This is a genomic window from Rhodospirillales bacterium, assembly GCA_016699855.1.
Classification (GTDB): Bacteria; Pseudomonadota; Alphaproteobacteria; order Reyranellales; family Reyranellaceae.
Map to the genome: position 1 here is coordinate 2,021,819 of CP064988.1, position 18,482 is coordinate 2,040,300.

13 protein-coding genes and 1 pseudogene are annotated in these 18,482 nt (G+C 72.3%); 11 read left to right on the forward strand and 3 right to left on the reverse strand.

What is annotated here, in order from left to right:
- Nucleotides 1-51: 51 nt before the first annotated feature.
- From IPK81_09410 to IPK81_09420, 3 genes are read left to right on the forward strand one after another with little or no spacing between them, the layout of a single operon-like run.
- A complete protein-coding gene (locus tag IPK81_09410) occupies nucleotides 52-1,125 on the forward strand; it encodes an alpha/beta fold hydrolase (protein ID QQS14354.1) in 1,074 nt (357 codons plus the stop codon).
- A gap of 28 nt (nucleotides 1,126-1,153) precedes the next feature.
- Nucleotides 1,154-3,169, forward strand: coding sequence for an ATP-binding protein (locus IPK81_09415; GenBank protein ID QQS14355.1), 2,016 nt, complete (start codon nucleotides 1,154-1,156; stop codon nucleotides 3,167-3,169).
- The gene (locus IPK81_09420; protein ID QQS14356.1) at nucleotides 3,159-4,640 is read left to right on the forward strand and encodes a hypothetical protein; all 1,482 of its coding nucleotides are present in this window, start codon (nucleotides 3,159-3,161) and stop codon (nucleotides 4,638-4,640) included. Before IPK81_09415 ends, IPK81_09420 begins: the two co-directional genes overlap by 11 nt.
- A gap of 18 nt (nucleotides 4,641-4,658) precedes the next feature.
- Here the strand turns inward: IPK81_09420 and IPK81_09425 are convergent, their stop codons facing one another.
- Entirely contained in the window at nucleotides 4,659-6,872 is a 2,214-nt protein-coding gene (locus IPK81_09425) for a sulfurtransferase (GenBank protein QQS14357.1), read from the reverse strand.
- A gap of 170 nt (nucleotides 6,873-7,042) precedes the next feature.
- On the opposite strand from IPK81_09425, the gene IPK81_09430 reads away from it, so the two are divergent.
- From IPK81_09430 to IPK81_09440, 3 genes are all read left to right on the forward strand, one after another.
- Nucleotides 7,043-8,929 (forward strand): lytic transglycosylase domain-containing protein, encoded by a 1,887-nt coding sequence (locus IPK81_09430; protein QQS14358.1) that lies wholly within the window; start codon nucleotides 7,043-7,045, stop codon nucleotides 8,927-8,929.
- A gap of 26 nt (nucleotides 8,930-8,955) precedes the next feature.
- On the forward strand, nucleotides 8,956-10,104 hold the full coding sequence (locus IPK81_09435; protein ID QQS14359.1) for a CoA transferase: 1,149 nt from the start codon (nucleotides 8,956-8,958) through the stop codon (nucleotides 10,102-10,104).
- A gap of 88 nt (nucleotides 10,105-10,192) precedes the next feature.
- Nucleotides 10,193-11,386 carry a CoA transferase gene (locus tag IPK81_09440; protein ID QQS14360.1) on the forward strand — a complete coding sequence of 398 codons (1,194 nt, stop codon included), beginning with the start codon at nucleotides 10,193-10,195 and terminating at the stop codon, nucleotides 11,384-11,386.
- Nucleotides 11,387-11,477: 91 nt separating this feature from the next.
- Here the strand turns inward: IPK81_09440 and IPK81_09445 are convergent, their stop codons facing one another.
- Nucleotides 11,478-12,329, reverse strand: a complete 852-nt coding sequence (locus IPK81_09445) for a hypothetical protein (GenBank protein QQS14361.1) — start codon at nucleotides 12,327-12,329, stop codon at nucleotides 11,478-11,480.
- Nucleotides 12,330-12,678: 349 nt separating this feature from the next.
- On the opposite strand from IPK81_09445, the gene IPK81_09450 reads away from it, so the two are divergent.
- The 5 genes and pseudogenes from IPK81_09450 to IPK81_09470 all read left to right on the forward strand — a co-directional run bounded on the left by IPK81_09450 (nucleotide 12,679) and on the right by IPK81_09470 (nucleotide 17,117).
- Complete coding sequence (locus IPK81_09450; GenBank protein ID QQS14362.1) at nucleotides 12,679-13,017, forward strand: P-II family nitrogen regulator; 339 nt, start codon at nucleotides 12,679-12,681, stop codon at nucleotides 13,015-13,017.
- Nucleotides 13,018-13,024: 7 nt separating this feature from the next.
- Nucleotides 13,025-14,428, forward strand: a complete 1,404-nt coding sequence (locus IPK81_09455; GenBank protein QQS14363.1) for an ammonium transporter — start codon at nucleotides 13,025-13,027, stop codon at nucleotides 14,426-14,428.
- A gap of 378 nt (nucleotides 14,429-14,806) precedes the next feature.
- Entirely contained in the window at nucleotides 14,807-15,145 is a 339-nt protein-coding gene (locus tag IPK81_09460) for a P-II family nitrogen regulator (protein QQS14364.1), read from the forward strand.
- 39 nt (nucleotides 15,146-15,184) lie between these two features.
- Nucleotides 15,185-16,526 (forward strand): annotated as a pseudogene (locus IPK81_09465) (ammonium transporter).
- A gap of 150 nt (nucleotides 16,527-16,676) precedes the next feature.
- Nucleotides 16,677-17,117 (forward strand): hypothetical protein, encoded by a 441-nt coding sequence (locus IPK81_09470; GenBank protein ID QQS14365.1) that lies wholly within the window; start codon nucleotides 16,677-16,679, stop codon nucleotides 17,115-17,117.
- A 19-nt stretch (nucleotides 17,118-17,136) separates the two neighbouring features.
- Here IPK81_09470 and IPK81_09475 read toward each other — a convergent pair whose 3' ends face one another.
- The gene (locus IPK81_09475; protein ID QQS15031.1) at nucleotides 17,137-18,465 is read right to left on the reverse strand and encodes an amidohydrolase; all 1,329 of its coding nucleotides are present in this window, start codon (nucleotides 18,463-18,465) and stop codon (nucleotides 17,137-17,139) included.
- Nucleotides 18,466-18,482: the final 17 nt, after the last annotated feature.

The following is an 18,482-nucleotide window of genomic DNA, read 5'->3' on the forward strand; positions in this document are numbered from 1 at the left end:
CGGACGGTGTCGCATGCGCGCCGCCCGACACATCTGATGGATACGACCCCCATGGCCACGCTCGACGCCGTCGAAAGCCGGCTTTTCACGACGCGCGATTTCAAGCTCGACGGCGGCGCCACGTTGCCGGTCTGCGAGGTCGCCTACGAGACCCACGGCGCCATGAACGCCGCCGCCGACAACGTCGTCCTGATCACCCACGGCTACACGTCGAGCGCGCACGTCGCCGGCCGCTACGCGCCGGGGAAGGCGGCGCGCGGCGTGGCCCAGGACGCCGCCGGCTGGTGGGACGCGCTGATCGGCCCCGGCAAGGCGATCGACACCGATCGTTACTTCGTCGTGTCGACGAACGCGTTGGGCTCGTGCCACGGCTCGACCGGTCCGGCGAGCGTCGATCCCGCGACCGGCAAGCCCTACGGCCCGACCTTCCCGGAGGTGACGCTGCGCGATTCCGTGCGCGCGCAGAGGGCGCTGCTGGACAGTCTCGGCGTGAAGCGCCTGCTGGCGGTCGTCGGGCCGTCGATGGGCGGCTTCCAGGCGTTCCAGTGGTCGGTGACCTATCCCGATTTCATGAAGGGCGTCGTGCCGACGGTGACGGCGCCGAGCATGCCGCCGGGCGGGATCGACGCGGTCGAGGCGCTACGCAAGCGGCTGGCGGGCGATCCCAACTGGAATGGCGGCTGGTACTACGAGAACGGCGGCATCAAGACCGTGCTGGCCGCGATCCGCCACGACACGCTGGTGCAGTACGGCCAGCGCGAGATCCTGGCGGCGACGATCCCCGATCCGGCCAAGCGCGAGGCGGCGATCGAGGCGGCGGCGCGCGCCTGGGCGGAGACCTACGACGGCCACGCGTTGATCGCGCTGCGCCAGGCGATCGGCTCGTTCGACATCGGCAAGGAGTACGACCGCATCAAGGCCAGGGTGCTCTACGTGATCGCGCCGAACGACAAGCTGTTCCCCGGCGCGCTGTGCGTGAAGCGCGCCGCCGAGCTGCGCGCCGCCGGCGTCGACGTGACCTACGTCGAGCTGGTCACCGACAAGGGCCACATGGCGAGCCACGTCGACGCCCTGCAATGGGCGCCGGCGCTGCGCGCGTTCCTGGCGCGGCTCGAGGCGCTCTGACGCCGCCGCCGGCGGGATGACGGCGACCGTGAGGGCGGTCGGGGCGGGCGACGCGCCGGAGTTCGCCGGCCGCGCGGCCGAACTCGACGCCGTGCGGCGCGCGCTGGCGCCGGGAGGCCCGGTGCGGGTGGCGATCACCGGCGTCGCCGGCATCGGCAAGTCGGCGCTCGCCCGCGCCATCGTCGACGCCATCCGCGCGCGCGGTGGCCGCGCGCGCTGGCTGGCCGCCGACACCGGCGCCAGCCTCGCGCTCGGCCTGCGCGACGCGGCGGCCGACGACACGGTCGACCTGCACGTGCTCGACGACGCCGCCGGGCCGGCGGCCATCGCCGCGCTGGTCGACGCGATCGCCGGGCCCGTGCTGCTGACGACGCGCGTCGCCGGCTGGGAATCCTCGGCCGCGGTCGTGGCGTTGGAGGCGCCGGCCACCGACGAGGCCACCGCCATGCTGCGCGCGATGGCGCACGACGCGCCGCCAGACGCCGCGGGGTCGCTGGCCCGGTGCCTCGACGCGCTGCCGGGGGCGATGCACGTCGCCGCCGCCTACGCGCGCCACGCCGGGGTCGGCTTCGACGAGGTCGAGCGGCGCGTCGTGGCCGCCGCCGCGGCCTACCGCTACATGCCGCAACCCGCGGCGCGCATGGTCGGGCTGCTCGACATCGCGCTGGACCGCGCGTGCGAGATCCACGCCGACGCCGACAGGACGATGGCCTGCTTCGCCACGATGGCGCCGCGGCCGGTGCCATGGCCGCTGCCGCTGCCCGGCGTCGACGGCGCGGCCGCCGGCACGGCGCTGTCGACGCTCGGGCTGATCGACGTGGCCGGAGGCGATGCGACGATGCGCGCCGGCTTCGCGGCGGCGGCGCGCGTGCGCATGAAATGGCGACGTCTCGAGATCGAGACCATCGCCCGCGTCGCCGACGCGCTGGACGCCGCGACGAAGACAGCCGACGCTGGGACGATGACGGCGCTGGCGCCGCACCTGCAGAGCGCGTTCGCCGACGCCGATCCGCGGCCGCCGGACGTGGTCGCGCTGGCCGCCGCCGCCGTGCGCGCGGCCACCGCGCTGCGCGATGCCGGCTTCGCCGACGAAGGTCAGCCGCTGCTCGCGGCGGCGTGGACGGCCGCGACCGCGTGGCCGCAGCTCATCAAGGAGGAGATGCGCCTGCAGATCCGATTCGGCGCCTGGCCCGCCGATCCGCCGCCGGAAGCGCCGCCCGCCGCGCCCGCGCCGCGCGCGGCCAGACGCGCAGCGCGCCCGCCACGCCCGAACGGCGATGCCGAGGTCGACGCCCTGATGGCCCGCGCCTTGGAGGCGGGGGCGGCGGGCGACCAAGGCCGCGCCTGCGCCGACTACGAGCGCGCGCTGGCGTTGGCCGAGATCCGCCTCGGCGGCGACCATCCACGCATCGCGGCGGTCCTGAGCGAGATGTCGCTTGCGGTGGCGGCGCGGGGTGATCCGGCGCGCGCGCACGAACTCGCCGGACGCTCCTTGGCGCTGCGCGAGGCGGCGCGGCCGCGGGTGCCGCTGGATATCGCCCATAGCCGCAACAACCTCGGCCTGATCCTCGCCCGGGGCGACGATCCGGCGGCGGCGCGGCCGCTCTACGAGAGCGCGCTGCGCGTGTTCCGCCGCGCCCACGGCGCCGACCACGCGACCACCGCCACGACCACCGCGAACCTCGCGGTATTGCTGGAGCGCCTCGGCGAGCGCGACGCCGCGCGGCGGCGCTACCGCGAGGCGATCCGCGCCTATGCCGCCGCCGGGGACGCGGACGATCCCCGACTCAACCGCGTGCGCGCGAGCTACGCGGCGCTGCTGATGGCCGCCGGCGACACGGCACAGGCCGTCACGCTGGCCCGCGAGGCGCATGGCCACCATCTGCGCCGGCTGGGCGCGGAGCACCCGTGGACCCGCGACTCCGCGGCGCGGCTGGCGGATAGCGAGGCGGCCCACGCCGACGCGTCCGCCGCCGTGGACGCGGCGGACGGCCCGCGCCAGACTTGCGGCGACGACGGGGAGCGGCGGCACGATGGCCGATAGCGGCGACGAGACCTCGAGCCATGGCGCGTCGGGCGATCTGAACGTCGGTGGTCCGTCGTGGACGACGCCGGACGTGCGGTCGCCCTTGGACCTGGACGATGGAGCGGCCGGCGGCTTCGCGCCATCGTCGTCATCGTCGGCGCCGCCGCTGCTCAATCCGGCGATCCAGCGCCTGTTCGAGGGTGGCGGCGGATCGACGGAGCCGCCGCCGTTCGACCTGCGCGACTTCGCCGAAACGCCGCGCGTGTTCCTGCCGATCGACGCCGACGGCTCGCCGGTGGTCGAGCGCGCCGGCGACCGGGCCTACGAGCTGGCGCTCCAGCCAGCGGGTCGTGGCAAGGGCGCGCGGCCGGTGCGCGGACGGGGCGGCCGCCTGATGGTGGTGCTGCGAGACGCGCCGGCGGGGCGGCACGCCGTGCGCGACGGGGCGACCCTCGCCGACGCGATGCCGAAAGGCGTCGACGGCCTGCTGCTGCGCGGCTGGGCCGCCACGCCGCGCGAGATCGACGCCGCGGGCGTCGCGGCGCTGCGCGACATCGTCCGCGGCCGCGCCGTGGCGGTGATGGTCGCGAAGCCGGGCGAGGGACACGCGGCGGCGCTGCTGGCGGCGACCTGGTGGGTCGACAAGGCGTGGACGGCCGGCGCCATCGACGAGGCCAGCCTGGGTCTGCGCCTGGTGTCGGTGTTCACGGATCGCGGCTTGGCCGCCGATACCACCGTGGCGCCGATGGCCGGCGCCGACCTGTTCCGTCGCCTGGTCGACGACGACGACGCCGACGGGCTGGTCGTCGATCCGCACGATTCGATCCACGTCGAGGGCGCCATCATCGGCCGGCCGGTGATCGCGCCGGGCATCGCCGCCGGCATGCTGGAGGGTCGCGACCGACGGCCGGGCGCCGCGCCTCTGCCGGCGCGCGACACGACCGAGATGGAGATGTGGCTCGAAAGCCATGGCTTCCCCGCGCGCGGGCGGCGCATGGTCGACGCGCCGATCCCGGACGGGCCGCATCTGGTGCGCGCAGTGGCGACGGAGCGCGTCGCCGGATGGTCGATGCTGGAGACCGCCGACGGCTTCCGGGATCTGATGAACGCCGGCGACGAGACCTGGAGCCCCGTCTTCGTCCTCCCGCCGCCCGGCGCGCCGCGGCCGGCGCGGTCGGCCATCCTCTGCCCCGGACTGTTGGCCAGCACGCTGTCGCTCGGCCGGCCGGAGCGGCCGGGCCGGCGTCTCGGCGTGGCGCGGATCGTCGGCGCCGACGACCGCGCCGCCGCCGCCCGCCACGCCGCGATGGCGCGCGAGCTGCTGGCGCTGCTGCCGCCCGGCGCCGACACGATGCCGCGCCTGGCGTGCCTCAGCGCGTCGGGCGCCGGCGTGCTGCGCCGCGCGCCCAAGCTGGCGACGCGGGCGTGGATCGAGGGGCGGCTGCGCGCCGCCGAGGCCGACGCGCGCGGGCTGGTGTGGTTCGGCTGACGCCGCGCGGCGGCGGAGTCAGCCCGCCATGCGCACGACGTTGAAGCGCGAATCGCCGTCGCGCTTCACCTGCGCCACGAGATCGACCTCCCACGTGAGGTACTGGTTCATCGCCGCCTCGACGCCGTCCGTGCGGTCGTACGGCCGGTACCACACGTCGGTCGGCGGATCGGCCATGTTCACATGGCCCTTCTCCAGCGGCAGGCGCGCGTCGCGCCAGCTCTTCATGCCGTCCTCCAGGACGGCGAGCGGCAGATCGACGACGCCGGACTCCGCGACGTCGGCCGCCGCCAGCCGCGCCAGCAGACCGTCCGGCGACGTGAACACGACGCGCTTCGCCGCCGGCGATTTCGCGACCATCTCCGGCAGGGTCTTCGCCAGCCCGGCGCGGACCGCGAACCACGCGCCCGGCACGTGGCCGTCGCGGTACCGCAGCGAGGTGTCGAGATCGACCACCAGCGCCTCGTTCGAATCGACCAGCGTCTTGAGCTCGGCCGCCGCGATCGTCGCCACGTCGACCGCGCCGAGGCCGGGCACGGCGCGCCGCTCGGCGCCCGTCTCGATCTCGTCGGTCAACGGACGGTGCTTGAGAACGTAGGTCCTGTTCCAGCCCATCTGCAGCAGCCAGTGCGCCGTCATCGTCGCGCGCACGCCGTCGTTGTCGTGCAGGACGATCGTGGCGTTCCGGACGCCGACGTACTGGTCGGTGGCCTGCACGAGCTGGCCGCCGGGCGCGTGGCGGAAGCCGCGCAGATGGCCCTTCGCGTATTCGCCGCCGTCGCGCACGTCGAGCTTGTAGACGCTCTCCGCGCCCGCCGCCGCCTCGGCCTCGACCCGCTTCAGCTCGTGCATGTGGATGGTGCGCACGCCGGCCTTGGCGGCGACCCGCGCCGCGGCGTCGCGCGCCCAGCCGGCGGCGGCCTGGCTCTGGCCGCGGTAGGTGTCGGTCTTGCCGCGCGCCACCTCGAGCCCGGCCAGATGCCAGCCCATCGTGCCGTTCTTGAGCGCGATGACCTTGTTGGGCAGTCCGGCGTTGATCAGCGATTGCGCGCCGATGATCGAGCGCGTGCGGCCGGCGCAGTTGACCACCACCTGCGTCTCCGGCTTGGGCGCGAAATCCTTGACGCGGTAGACGAGCTCCGCGCCCGGCACGTCGACGCCGCCGGGAATCGACATGTTGCGGTATTCCTCCATCGGGCGGCTGTCGAGGATCACCATGTCGGCGCCCTCGTCGGCCAGCTTCTTGAGGTCGGCGGCGTCGATGCGCGGCGTGTCGCAATCGTGCTCGACCACCTCGCCGAACGCCTTGCTCGGCACGTTGACGCCGCCGAACACCTCGTAGCCGGCGTCGCGCCACGCCTTGAGGCCGCCGTCCATCACCACGACGTCGTTGTAGCCGCAGCGCGACAGCCGGGCGGCGGCGCGGTTGGCGCGGCCGGTCTGGCCCTCCTCGCCGGTGTCCATCAGCACGACGCGGGCGTTGGGGTTCGGCAGCAGCGCGCGCACCCGCAGCTCCAGCTTCGACAGCGGCAGCGGCGTGGCGAAGAACGGATGGCCCTCGGAGAACTCGCCCTCCTCGCGCACGTCGAAGAACGCGAAGGCGGCGTCCGTCGCCAGCGCCGCCTTGACCTCGGCGGCCGTCACCAGCGGCGTGAGGATTCGCGGCATCGCCATGAAGCGTTGCGCGGTACCGGTCGCGGGATCCACCGTCACGCGGTCGTACAGGCGCTCCAGGCTGAGGCCGTAGAGGTGCAGATGCAGCGCGGGCCCGCCGCCGGCCGGCACCTCGATGGTGTGGAAATCGTCGGGCATGAACTCGATGCCGTTGCCCTTGACGATGGTGCGTTCCCCCGAGCGCTTCAGCTCGACATGGTCGGGGTCGTTGCGGCCGGTGTCGACGCGGTCGTAGCGGACGTTGTGCTCCTGGCCGTGGACGCCGGATATGCAAGCCCATGTCGTGTGGTTGTGGGGCGGCACCAGCTTGCCCTCGAGCCCGGCCGAGGCGTAGAGCGCGAAGCGGTGGTCGGGATCCTCGGATATCCGGTAGATGCCGCCGTCGCGCCGCACCGGGAACTGCTCCAGCGGAAACAGATCGGTCCGGCTCGCCAGCGACGTCAGTTCGGCGCCGATCAGGGCCAACGCCTCGCGCGTGACGCCGTCGCGCGCCTCGATCCCGCGGACCTTGTCCAGCGTCGCGCGCGCGGCGTCGGCGCGCTCGTTCCATGGCGACATCATCTCTCTCCTTCGATCCCCGGCCGGACTATAGGGCCGCGGCCGGGGCCGGCAAGCGCGCAGGGACGGCGCGCCGCGGGGCGCTTGCCGCGTTCCCGGCGATCCAGTAACCAAGCGGCGAAGGCGTCGCGCCGGCGCGGCGCGCCGGACGTTCACGGGGTCGCACGCACATGAAGCGTTTCGTCTTGCTGGCCGGCGTCGCGGCCATGGCGGCGATGCTGGCGCCGCAAGCCGGCGCGCAGCAGCCGCCCAAAGGAAAGCCCGCCGTCGCGCCCGCGGCCAAGCCCGCCGCCGCGGCGGCGAAGCCGGCGGCCCGGCCGGCGGCGCGCACCGCCGTCGCGGCGCGCGGTCGGCCGGCCTTCCGCCCGGCGGCGGCGCCGCGGCAGGCCTACGTGCCGCCGGCGCCGACCATCGACATCGACCCCACGGCGCAGCTTCCCGGCGACCTGCCGACGGTGCTCGATTCCGGCGATGTCGGCCGCTACCAGCGCATCTTCGCGGCTCAAGCGGGCGGCGACTTCGCCGGCGCCGACGCCGACATCGCGGCGCTACGCGACAAGACGCTGCTGGGCTACGTGCTGGCGCAGCGGTACCTGGCGACCGGCTTCACAGCCAGCTACGACGATCTCTCGGCATGGCTGCGCGACTACGGCGACCATCCCGACGCGCCGAACCTGTTCAAGCTCGCGCTGACGCGCAAGCCGGCCGGCGCGCCCGAGCCGCAGGCCGCGAGCTTCGTCTCTAGCGCCCCGAGCGGCCGCTCGCTGGCGCCGGACTCCCGCAGGCTCAGCGGCGGCGACAGCACCCAGGCCGCGACCATCCGAGCCCGGTTGGCGCGCATGATCGAGGACACCGGCTTCTCGGCGGCGCGCCGGCTGCTCGACGAGCCGTTCACGCAGCAGGCGCTGGGCGCCGAGGAGGTCGGCCGCTGGCGCGCGCAGATCGCCACCCGCCAGCTCGAGAGCGGCGGCGCCGACCAGCCGGTCGGCCACGAGACCAACGGCGCCGAGCGCCCGTCGGCCGCCTTCCAGGCCGGCATCGCGGCGTGGCGCAAGGGCAACTACGCCGAGGCCGCGCGTCTGTTCGAGAGCGTCGCGGAGGCGACGGCCGGCAGCGCTTACTCGGCGACCATCGCGGGCGGCGCCTTCTGGGCGGCGCGCGCCAACCTGATGGCCGGCAATCCCGAGCGCTTCTCGCTGTGGCTGAAGCGGGCGGCGATCTACGATCGCACCTTCTACGGCCTGATCGCGTTGCGCACGCTGGGCGTCGAGCCGCGGCCGCAATGGCGCGCCGCCGATCTCGACTCCTCGCGGCGCGCGCTGATCCGCGACGACCGCGCCGGGCGCCGGGCGCTGGCGCTGCTCCAGCTCAAGGCCGTCAGCAACGCCGAGCAGGAGCTGTTCGCGACCTCGCTCGACGCCGATCCGCGCATGGTCTCCGCCGTGCTCGCGCTGGCCGAGAAGGCCCGCCTCCCCGGCCTCGCGCTCAAGGTGGCCAACGCCGCGCGCGAACGGCCGGAGAAGATCGACGGACTCGACAACGCGCTCTATCCGATCCCGCCCTACGAGCCGACCGGCGGCTTCAACGTCGACCGCGCGCTGGTCTACGCGGTGATGCGCCAGGAATCGGCCTTCAATCCGCGCGCCCGTTCGTGGGCCGGCGCCATGGGCCTGATGCAGCTGATGCCCGGCACAGCGACCCTGGTCGAGCGCCAGATCGGCGCCGGCGGCGACCGCTACCAGGCGGCGCACAACGTGGCGCTGGGTCAGGCCTACCTGAAGGGCCTGCTCGACGACTATGGCGCCAACCTGTTCCACGCCGTGCCCGCCTACAACGCCGGCCCCGGCAGCGTGAACAAGTGGCTGGGCGGCCCCGACGCCGGCGATCCGCTGCTGTTCGTCGCCACCATCCCGTTCAACGAGACGCGCGGCTACGTCGAGGCGGTGATGTCGAACTACTGGATCTACCGGCTGCGGCTGGGCCAGAAGTCGCGCTCGCTCGAGCAGATCGCGCAACACCAGTGGCCGACCCACAGTCCGCAGGACGTGCGGCGATAGCGCGACGGCGCCGGGAGACCCATACGATGCTGCCGCTCGCCGGGGTGAAGGTGATCGAATTCTGCCAGGTCGCGGCCGGGCCGTTCTGCGGCATGCTGCTGGCCGATCTCGGCGCCGACGTGGTCAAGATCGAGCCGCCCGAGGGCGACATGCTGCGGCAATGGCCGCCGATCACTGACGGTTTCAGCGAGAATTTCGCGTCCTTGAACCGCGAGAAGCGCTCCGTGCGCCTCGACCTCAAGGATCCCGCGCACAAGAAGGCGGCGCGGGCGCTGATCCTGTCGGCCGACGTGGTGGTCGAGAACAACCGCGCCGGCGTGATGGACCGTCTCGGCCTCGGCTACGAATCGCTGCGCGGCGAGAAGCCCGGCCTCGTCTACTGCTCGATCTCGGCGTTCGGCCAGACCGGCCCGCGCAGCGGCGAGGGCGGTTTCGACGTCACGGTGCAGGCGATGAGCGGCATCATGAGCGTCACCGGCGAGCCCGACGGCGCGCCGGTGAAGTGCGGCGTGCCGGTGTCGGACTTCGCCGCCGGGCTCTACGGCGCCTTCGCGATCGCCGCCAAGCTGCGCGCCGTGGCGCTGGGGGAACCCGGCGGACACATCGACGTCTCGATGCTCGGCGCCAGCCTCGGCATCGCGGCGCTGCAGACCAGCGAGTTCTTCGGCACCGGCAACGATCCCAAGAAGCTCGGCTCGGCCCACCCGCGCAACGCGCCCTACCAGGCGTTCAAGGCGGCGGACGGGCATTTCGTCATCGCCGCCGGCAACAACAAACTGTGGGAATCGGTCGCCGATGTCGTCGGCCGCCGCGAATTGCGCGACGATCCGCGCTTCGCGACCACGCTGCTGCGCGCGCAACACCAGATCGCGCTCAAGGACCTGCTTGAGATCGAGTTCGCGAAGCGGCCGGTCGACCACTGGATCGCGGCGTTCGAGAAGGCCGGCGTGCCGCACGGCCGCATCAACGCCTACTCGCAGATCCTCGCCGATCCGCAGGTCGAGCACATGGGGTGGGTGCAGCCGATGACGCTGCCGTCGGGCGCCGCGACGCGGACCTTCGGCTTCCCGGTCAAGCTCGACGGCGCGACGCTGCCGCTGCGCCGCGACCCGCCGGCGCTGGGCGCCGACACCGAGGCGGTGCTGCGCGAGGTCGCGGCGCGCGCGGCGGAATAAAGGCGCGGCGCATCCCATCCCCGCGGAAGCGGCTCTGGTGGCGCAAGGCGCGCACGTCGACACTCCAGCCGAAACCGGGAGGAAATCCGTGACCAAACCGTTCGCCGGCATCCGCATCCTCGACTTCACGCGCGTGCTGGCGGGGCCCTACGGCACCTACCAGTTCGCCCTGCTCGGCGCCGACGTGGTCAAGATCGAGTCGCGCGACGGCGACGACATGCGCCGCGGCGGGCCCGACAAGAAGCTGGCCGACCGCGGCCTGTCGCCAGGGTGGCAGGCGGTCAACGCCGGCAAGCGCAGCGTCACGCTCGACCTGAAGAAGCCGGAGGCGGTCGAGATCGTGAAGAAGCTCGCCGCCACCGCCGACGTGGTGTGGGAGAATTTCCGGCCCGGCGTGATGGACGGCCTGGGCATCGGCTACGCGGCGCTGTCGGCGGTCAATCCGCGGCTGATCTACTGCGCGGTGTCGGGCTTCGGCCAGACCGGGCCGGAGCGCGGCGCGGCGGCGTTCGACGGCATGATCCAGGCGATGTCCGGGCTGATGTCGATCACCGGCCATCCCGAGACCGGCCCGACGCGCGCCGGCTTCCCGGCATGCGACGTGACCGCCGGCGCGACGGCGGCGTTCGGCGTCGCCACGGCGCTGTTCCAGCGCACCCACACCGGACGCGGCCAGCTGGTCGACGTCGCGATGCTGGACTCGATGCTGGCGTTCCTCGGCACCGTGGTGGCGGAGTGGACGGTCGGCAAGTCGAAGCCTCGGCAGGCCGGCAACCTCTCGGTCACGCGCAAGCCCACGGGCGACATGTTCCCGACCGCCGAGGGATACATCGTGCTGGCGGTCATGACCGACAAGCAGTTCGACAGCCTGATGCGCGAGATCGGCCGGCCCGACGCGGTCGACGATCCGCGCTTCAAGGACTGGGACTCGCGCATCGCCAACGCCGGACCGCTGCGCGCGATCATCGTCGAGGCGATGGCCAAGGACACGGCCGCGAACTGGGCGGAGCGGTTGCGCAAGGCCGACGCGCCGTGCGGCAAGGTCTACGGACTCGACGAGATCCTGGCGCATCCGCAGCTCGGGCACCGCGACGTTCTGCAGGGCTACGACGGCGCGGACGGACGCGTCACGCTGGCCGGCAACGGCTTCAAGCTGGCGCATGGCGGCGGCACGATCGAGCGGCCGCCGGCGCTGCTCGGACAGCACACCGACGAGATCCTGCGCGAGGCCGGCTACGACGCCGCCGGCGTGGCGCGCCTGCGCGCGCAGCGCGTGGTGTGAGGCCGCGGGCGCCGTCCCTTCAAACGCCGACGGCGCGCCCGGTCTCCCGGACGCGCCGTCGTCGTGGACGTCGACCCCGCGGGGTCGCGGATCAGAACGCCTTGCCGAGGCTGAAGACGGCGCGGCCCGAGCAGTAGTTGAACCCGCCGCCGTTGCAGCGGCTCTTGCTGATGTTGGTGTCGACGTAAGTCAGGCCGAGGTCGATGCCGTAGACCGTCGCGACCAGCCCGATCTGCCACTCCGTGTAGTCCGGGTTGAAGAAGCGGGCATTGCGCTGGATCGACTGGTGACCGATGCCGGCGAAGGCCTTGAACGAGACCTTCTCGTGGATCGTGATGAAGCTGAGCGGCACCGTCAGCATCGCGCCCTTGTACCAGGCGTCGCCCGAGTTGGCGAAGAAGTTCGGGCTGTAGCGCACCTGGCCGGAGAGCTGGGCGAAGCCGAAATCGTAGGTCAGCTGGCCGCCGAACTCGTCGAACGGCAGTCGCGCGGCCTTGAGCGCGCCGGGATAGCGGTAGCCGATCCAGCCGAGGTCGATGAGCAGCTTCTCGTCGAAAGCCTTGAACTTCACGCCGGCGACCATGTCGATCTCGACCGACTCGTCGACATCGGGCGAGAAGTTGACGCTGCTGCCCCAGAAGCCGCCGTAGATCGATATCGGCAGCCCGGTGAACGCCAGCGGCACCTCGTAGGTGAGCCCGCCCTGCAGGGCCGGATCGTTCTTGCTCTGCGAGATGCCGCGGAAGCGGTAGTCGCTCGTGAGCGTCACGACGCCCGTGATCATGCCGCCGAACGGCGCGTTCGGCTCCGGCGCGGCCGGCGCCGCCGGCGCGGGCGCCGGTGCGGGCGTCGCGGCCGGGGCGGTCTGCGCCAGACCGACAGCGGGAGCGCCGACGATGGCGGCGGCCATGGCCGCCCACACGGTGAAACTCTTGATCTTCATCGACGTCACCCTTCGATCGTTTCGGCACATGGCTCGATGGCCCGCACGCGCGGCTTCGCGCATCCGCCGCTGCAAGCCGCGTGCCGGACGGACTAGGTGCAGGACAGCGCTGTTACAAGCGTCTTGAACGACGGGCGCGGGTGAATTGCGCGGGGCGCGCGGCGGACGGTCGCGATTCGGGCAATCTGCGCGTTTTCACGGCAGGGCCGCGGCTTGCGGCGCGGCGCGGCCGGTCGCGGCGGGCGCGTACGGTGATGGCACGAAACTTGATGTGGTCCCCCGAGCTTTCCCGCGCCCCCGGCCATGATGGACGTCGGCGCGGCCGAGAGATGGATGTCAGGGGGATGCGATGAAGCTGGTGATCGCGGTCATCAAGCCCTTCAAGCTGGACGAGGTGCGCGAGGCGCTCACCGCGGTCGGCGTGCAGGGCTTGACGGTGACCGAAGTGAAGGGTTTCGGCCGCCAGAAGGGCCAGACCGAGATCTACCGCGGCGCCGAGTACGCCGTGAGTTTCTTGCCCAAGGTGAAGATCGAGATCGTCGTGGCCGACGGACTGGTCGAGCAGGTCGTCGAGACGATCCGCAAGACGGCCAGCACCGGCAAGATCGGCGACGGCAAGATCTTCGTGCTCGCGGTCTCGCAGGCGGTTCGCATCCGCACCGGCGAGACCGGCGGCGACGCGCTCTGATCGGGGGATGACGACGATGAACACGAAACGGTTCCGCGACCTCGGCCTCGCCGCCGCCGGCGCCGGCCTCACGGCCGTCTACGCGCTGACGACGCTGGCGCAGACCACGCCGCCCGCCGCGACCCCGCCGGCGGCGCCCGCCGCCCCGGCCGCGCCGGCGGCCGCGGCCCTCAAGATCGACACCGGCGACACCGCCTGGATGCTGATCTCGACGGCGCTGGTCCTGATGATGACCATCCCCGGCCTGGCGCTGTTCTACGGCGGCATGGTGCGCAAGAAGAACGTGCTCGCGACCACCATGCAGAGCTTCGCCATCTGCTGCCTCGTCACCGTGCTCTGGATGGTGCTCGGCTACAGCCTGGCGTTCACCGAGGGCAACGCCTATTTCGGCGGGCTGGGGCGCTTCTTCCTCGCCGGCCTGAAGGTCGACGGCATCATCGACCTCGCGAAGACCATCCCCGAATCGGTCTTCATGTGCTTCCAGCTCACCTTCGCGATCATCACCCCGGCGCTGATCGCGGGCGCCTTCGCGGAGCGCATGAAGTTCTCGGCCCTGCTGTGGTTCACGGGCCTATGGTCGCTCCTGGTCTACGCGCCGATCGCGCACGGCGTGTGGGGTCCGGGCGGCTTCATGGGCGCCGACGGCTGGTTCGGCAAGTCCTCCATGCTGGACTTCGCGGGCGGCACCGTGGTGCACATCAACGCCGGCGTCGCCGGACTGGTCTGCGCCTACGTGGTCGGCAAGCGCCGCAACTACGGGACCGAGAACATGGCGCCGCACAACCTGGTGCTGTCGTTGATCGGCGCCTCGCTGCTGTGGGTCGGCTGGTTCGGCTTCAACGCCGGCTCGGCGCTCGGCGCCAACGGCAACGCGGGCATGGCCATGGCCGTGACCCAGATCGCCGCCGCCGCCGCGGCGCTGGCGTGGATGTTCGCCGAGTGGGTCGTCCTCAAGAAGCCGTCGGTCCTCGGCATCGTGTCGGGCGCGGTCGCCGGCCTCGTGGCCATCACGCCGGCCTCCGGCTTCGTCGATCCCACGGCGGCGCTGGTCATCGGCATCGTCGCCGGCGTGGTCTGCTTCCTCGGCGCGACGACGCTCAAGAAGGCGATGGGCTACGACGACTCGCTGGACGCCTTCGGCGTGCACGGCATCGGCGGCCTGGTCGGCGCCGTCCTCACCGGCGTGTTCGCCAAGGCGGCGATCGGCGGCGAGGGCAAGTCCGGCCTGATCGACGGCGCGCCGGGCCAGGTGCTCGTCCAGATCTACGGCTCGTGCATCACCATGGTGTACTGCGCGATCGTGACCTTCGTGATCCTCAAGATCGTCGACGTGACCATCGGCCTGCGCGCCGATCCGGAGCACGAGGTCGAGGGTCTCGACATCAACCTGCACGGCGAGACCGTGCACTGACGAACACGGAGCGGAGCCGCGCGGCTCCGCTCCGACCGCGTTCCCCTCCGCCGCCCGGTCGCTCGCACCCGGTGGCTCCTTCGAACCCGGCGCCGCGGCGCCGGGTTTTTTTCGTCGTCGGCGCCGATGAACCGACGCGACTGTCCAATTTCTGCCCACCGCCGCCTAGATTCGCCGCAGACATCGATCGATCGATGCCTACCATATGCGCGCCGCATCTCCGACGGATCCTCACAAATCCACAAATTCTTTACTTTTCAATGCCTTGAATAAGATCAAAAATTAGGCACAATCTTTGCATCACGCCTACATGGCGATTGTCTTCCGAATGGGCGCGCTTCACGCGCGCCAACGCCGAACATGGAGGGATCCGAGCCCATGAAACTGATCATCGCGATCATCAAGCCTTTCAAACTCGAGGAAGTGCGCGAAGCGCTGACCGGCATGGGCGTCCAGGGCCTGACGGTCTCGGAGGTCAAGGGCTACGGCCGCCAGAAGGGCCAGACGGAGATCTACCGCGGCGCCGAGTACGCCGTGAACTTCCTTCCCAAGGTGAAGATCGAGGCGGTGCTGGAAGACGCCCAGGTCGACCGCGCGGTCGAGGCGATCCAGAAGGCGGCCGCCACGGGCAAGATCGGCGACGGCAAGGTGTTCGTGCTCGACGTCGCGCACGCCGTGCGCATCCGCACCGGCGAGACCGGCAACGAGGCGCTGTGAGGCCGCCACGCCGCGCCTGAAAATCAAGGGGAGAGAGATATGACGACGTCCGCAACGCCGCGCGCCTTGGCGCGCGCGCTCGCGCCGCTCGCCGCCGCCGGCCTGGCGCTGCTGCCCGGCCTGGCGATGGCAGCCGACAAGCCGAAGATCGACAGCGGCGACACCGCCTGGATGATCGTCGCCACCGCGCTGGTGCTGATGATGTCGCTGCCCGGCCTGGCGCTGTTCTACGCCGGCATGGTGCGCAGGAAGAACGTGCTGGCGACCACCGCGCAGACGCTGGCGACGGTGGCGCTGGTGTCGGTGCTGTGGGTCGTCGTCGGTTACAGCCTGGTGTTCACCAAGGGCAACGCCTTCATCGGCGATTTCTCGCGGCTGTTCATGTCCGGCATGACGATGGACTCGGTGCACGACCTCGCCAAGACCGTGCCCGAGAACGTCTTCATGATGTTCCAGCTGACGTTCGCCGCGATCACGCCGGCGATCGTCGTCGGCGCGCTGGCCGACCGGCTGAAAATTCTCGGCCATGCTGTGGATCATGGGCCTGTGGCTGCTGTTCGTGTACTGCCCCGTCGCCCACTGGGTGTGGGGCGGCGGCTTCCTCGGCGACGGCGGCTGGCTGGGCGAGAAGGGCGTGCTCGACTTCGCCGGCGGCATCGTCGTGCATATCAACGCCGGAATCGCCGGCCTCGTCGCCTGCATCGTGATCGGACCGCGGCGCGGCTATCCGCACGAGAACATGGCGCCGCACAACATGGTGCTGACGATGGTCGGCGTGTCGCTGCTGTGGGTCGGCTGGTTCGGCTTCAACGCCGGCTCGGCGGTGGCCGCCGATTCGCGCGCCGGCATGGCGATGACCGTGACGCACGTTTCGGCCGCCACGGCGGCGCTGGCGTGGATGTTCGCGGAGTGGGCGACGCTGGGCAAGCCCAGCCTGCTGGGCATCGCGTCGGGCGCGGTGGCGGGGCTCGGCACGATCACCCCAGCCTCCGGCTTCGTCGACGTCGGCGGCGCGCTGGCGATCGGACTCGTCGCCGGGCTGGCCTGCTTCTACGCCTCGACCGCGTTCAAGCGGCGTATGGGCTACGACGACTCGCTCGACGTGTTCGGCGTGCACGGGGTCGGCGGCATCGCCGGCACGCTGCTGGCCGGCGTGTTCGCGTCCAGCGCCATCGCCGGCCCGGACGTGAAGGGCCTGATCGAGGGCAACGGTGGACAGCTGATGAAGCAGCTCTGGGGGATCCTGGCCTGCGTCGCGTGGTCGGGCGCCGTCACCTGGATCATCATGAAGATCGTCGACGTCACCGTGGGGCTTCGCGTCACGCCCGAGCAGGAGGTCGAAGGCCTCGACATCAACCTGCACGGCGAATCGGTGCACTAGGCCCGCCGCCGGTCGCGGCGGCACGGAAGCGGGCGGGGCGCGGTCCATGATCGCGCCCCATTTGCGTGGCGTCATCCCGCCACCGCCGGCCGTCCCCGTGATAGGGTCGCGCCGTCCGTCGACGCCGGCGCAATGAAACGGAGTTCGCCAATGCCCCCCCGCCTCCTCCATCCCGTGATTCTCGCCGGCGCGCTCGCCGGCCTCCTCTCCGCCTGCGCGACCGGCTCCGGTGGCGGCGCGTCGTCGTCCGGCGGGCGCCTCGTCGAGGCGTTCGATCCCACCGGCAGCGCGCTGTCGGCGGCGTTCCGCAAGCCGACGCCGGAGGGCGCCGCGCAGGCGGCGCTGTCCGAGCACGTCACCAGCGCGGCGTTCCTCGAGCAGTATCCGGCGACGCGACGGGCCGCGAATTGCGGGCCGACCGGCCCCTGCGCCCACCGCGTGGCGCTGGTCTACGTCGACGGCCGCGGACGGCCGGTCGGCGAGCCGCCGAGCTGCGGGCGGATCACGGCGACGCTGGACCGCGCCGCGTCGGGCCGCGTGGCGGTGCAGTCCGTGGCGTGGGACAGCCGCGGCGGGGTCTGCGGGAAATAGACGCCGGCGCCGCGCCGTCTCAACGCTGCGCAGCGCGCGACAGGAAATCGACCGCGAGATGGCTGAGCGCCCGGACGCCGGGCTTGAGACCGGCCTCGTCGACGAAGAAGCGCGGCGAGTGGTTCGGCGCCGCGCCGCCCATTCCGGTGACGCCCGGCCGCTTGTCGGCCGGCGTGATCCCCAGCAGGAAGAACACGCCCGGCGACTCCTTGGCGAGGACCGAGAAGTCCTCGGACCCCATGACCGGCCGCGCCTCGAGGATCTCGGCGGCTCCGGCGGAGCGCCGCAGACTGTCCTGCGCCCACGCCGTCAGCGCCGGATCGTTGAAAGTCACGGGATAGCCGCGCCGCACCGACACCCGGGCCCTGGCGCCGGCGGCCGCCGCGATCCCCTCGGCGACCGACCTCACCTTGTCCGCCAACTGCCCGCGGATCTCCTCGTCGTGGGCGCGCAGCGTGCCGACCATGACGACGTCGTCGGGGATGATGTTGCCGCGGTTGCCGCCCTGGATGCTGCCGATCGTCACGACGACCGGGGACTTCGTGACGTCGATCATGCGGCTCGGGATGGTCTGCAAGGCCATCACGATCTGGGCCGACACCACGATCGGATCGACGCCGTGCCACGGCAGCGCGCCGTGCGTCTGACGGCCGATGACCTCGATGCGGAGCGCGTCGGAGCTGGCGAGCAGCCCCGCCGGCTTCAGCGCGATCTGGCCCACCCGCAGTCCCGACGTGACGTGCAGACCGAATATGGGGTCGGGCCGGGGGTCGCGCATCGCGCAGTCGGCGACCATCGCCACCGCGCCGCCGCGGCTGCCCGGCGCGCCCTCCTCCGCCGGCTGGAACAGCAGCTTGACGGTGCCCGGCAGGTCCTCGCGGATCGACGCCAGCACCTCGGCGACGCCCATCAGGATGGCCACGTGCGCGTCGTGGCCGCAGGCGTGCATGACGCCGACGGTGCGGCCGCCCCAGCTCGCCGTGACCTTCGACGCGAACGGAAGATCGACCTCCTCCTTGACCGGCAGCGCGTCCATGTCGGCGCGCAGCGCCACGACCGGACCGGGCTTGCCTCCCTTGAGCAGCGCCACCACGCCGGTGACGCCGACGCCGGTGCGGACCTCGTAACCCAGCGCCTTGAGGTGCGCCGCGACGATGCCGGCGGTGCGCACCTCCTGGAAGCCGAGTTCGGGATGCTCGTGGATGTCGCGCCGCCAGGCGATCACCTTGGCCTCGACCGCGTCGACGCGGGCGTCGATCCGCGCAGCAAGCGGCTCGGCGCCAGCCGGGGCGGCGGCGGCGACGGCCAGCGCGGCGCCGAACGCCAGCGCCCGCAGAGGGCGGCGCATGGCGCCGGGCCAGCGAC

Excerpts from the sequence above, each read along its gene's own strand:
- IPK81_09410 (QQS14354.1), top strand. The coding sequence starts at position 52 with ATGGCCACGCTCGACGCCGTCGAAAGCCGGCTTTTCACGACGCGCGAT.
- IPK81_09420 (QQS14356.1), top strand. The coding sequence starts at position 3,159 with ATGGCCGATAGCGGCGACGAGACCTCGAGCCATGGCGCGTCGGGCGAT.
- IPK81_09425 (QQS14357.1), bottom strand. The coding sequence starts at position 6,872 with ATGTCGCCATGGAACGAGCGCGCCGACGCCGCGCGCGCGACGCTGGAC.
- IPK81_09430 (QQS14358.1), top strand. The coding sequence starts at position 7,043 with ATGAAGCGTTTCGTCTTGCTGGCCGGCGTCGCGGCCATGGCGGCGATG.
- IPK81_09435 (QQS14359.1), top strand. The coding sequence starts at position 8,956 with ATGCTGCCGCTCGCCGGGGTGAAGGTGATCGAATTCTGCCAGGTCGCG.
- IPK81_09445 (QQS14361.1), bottom strand. The coding sequence starts at position 12,329 with ATGAAGATCAAGAGTTTCACCGTGTGGGCGGCCATGGCCGCCGCCATC.
- IPK81_09450 (QQS14362.1), top strand. The coding sequence starts at position 12,679 with ATGAAGCTGGTGATCGCGGTCATCAAGCCCTTCAAGCTGGACGAGGTG.
- IPK81_09455 (QQS14363.1), top strand. The coding sequence starts at position 13,025 with ATGACGACGATGAACACGAAACGGTTCCGCGACCTCGGCCTCGCCGCC.
- IPK81_09460 (QQS14364.1), top strand. The coding sequence starts at position 14,807 with ATGAAACTGATCATCGCGATCATCAAGCCTTTCAAACTCGAGGAAGTG.
- IPK81_09470 (QQS14365.1), top strand. The coding sequence starts at position 16,677 with ATGCCCCCCCGCCTCCTCCATCCCGTGATTCTCGCCGGCGCGCTCGCC.
- IPK81_09475 (QQS15031.1), bottom strand. The coding sequence starts at position 18,465 with ATGCGCCGCCCTCTGCGGGCGCTGGCGTTCGGCGCCGCGCTGGCCGTC.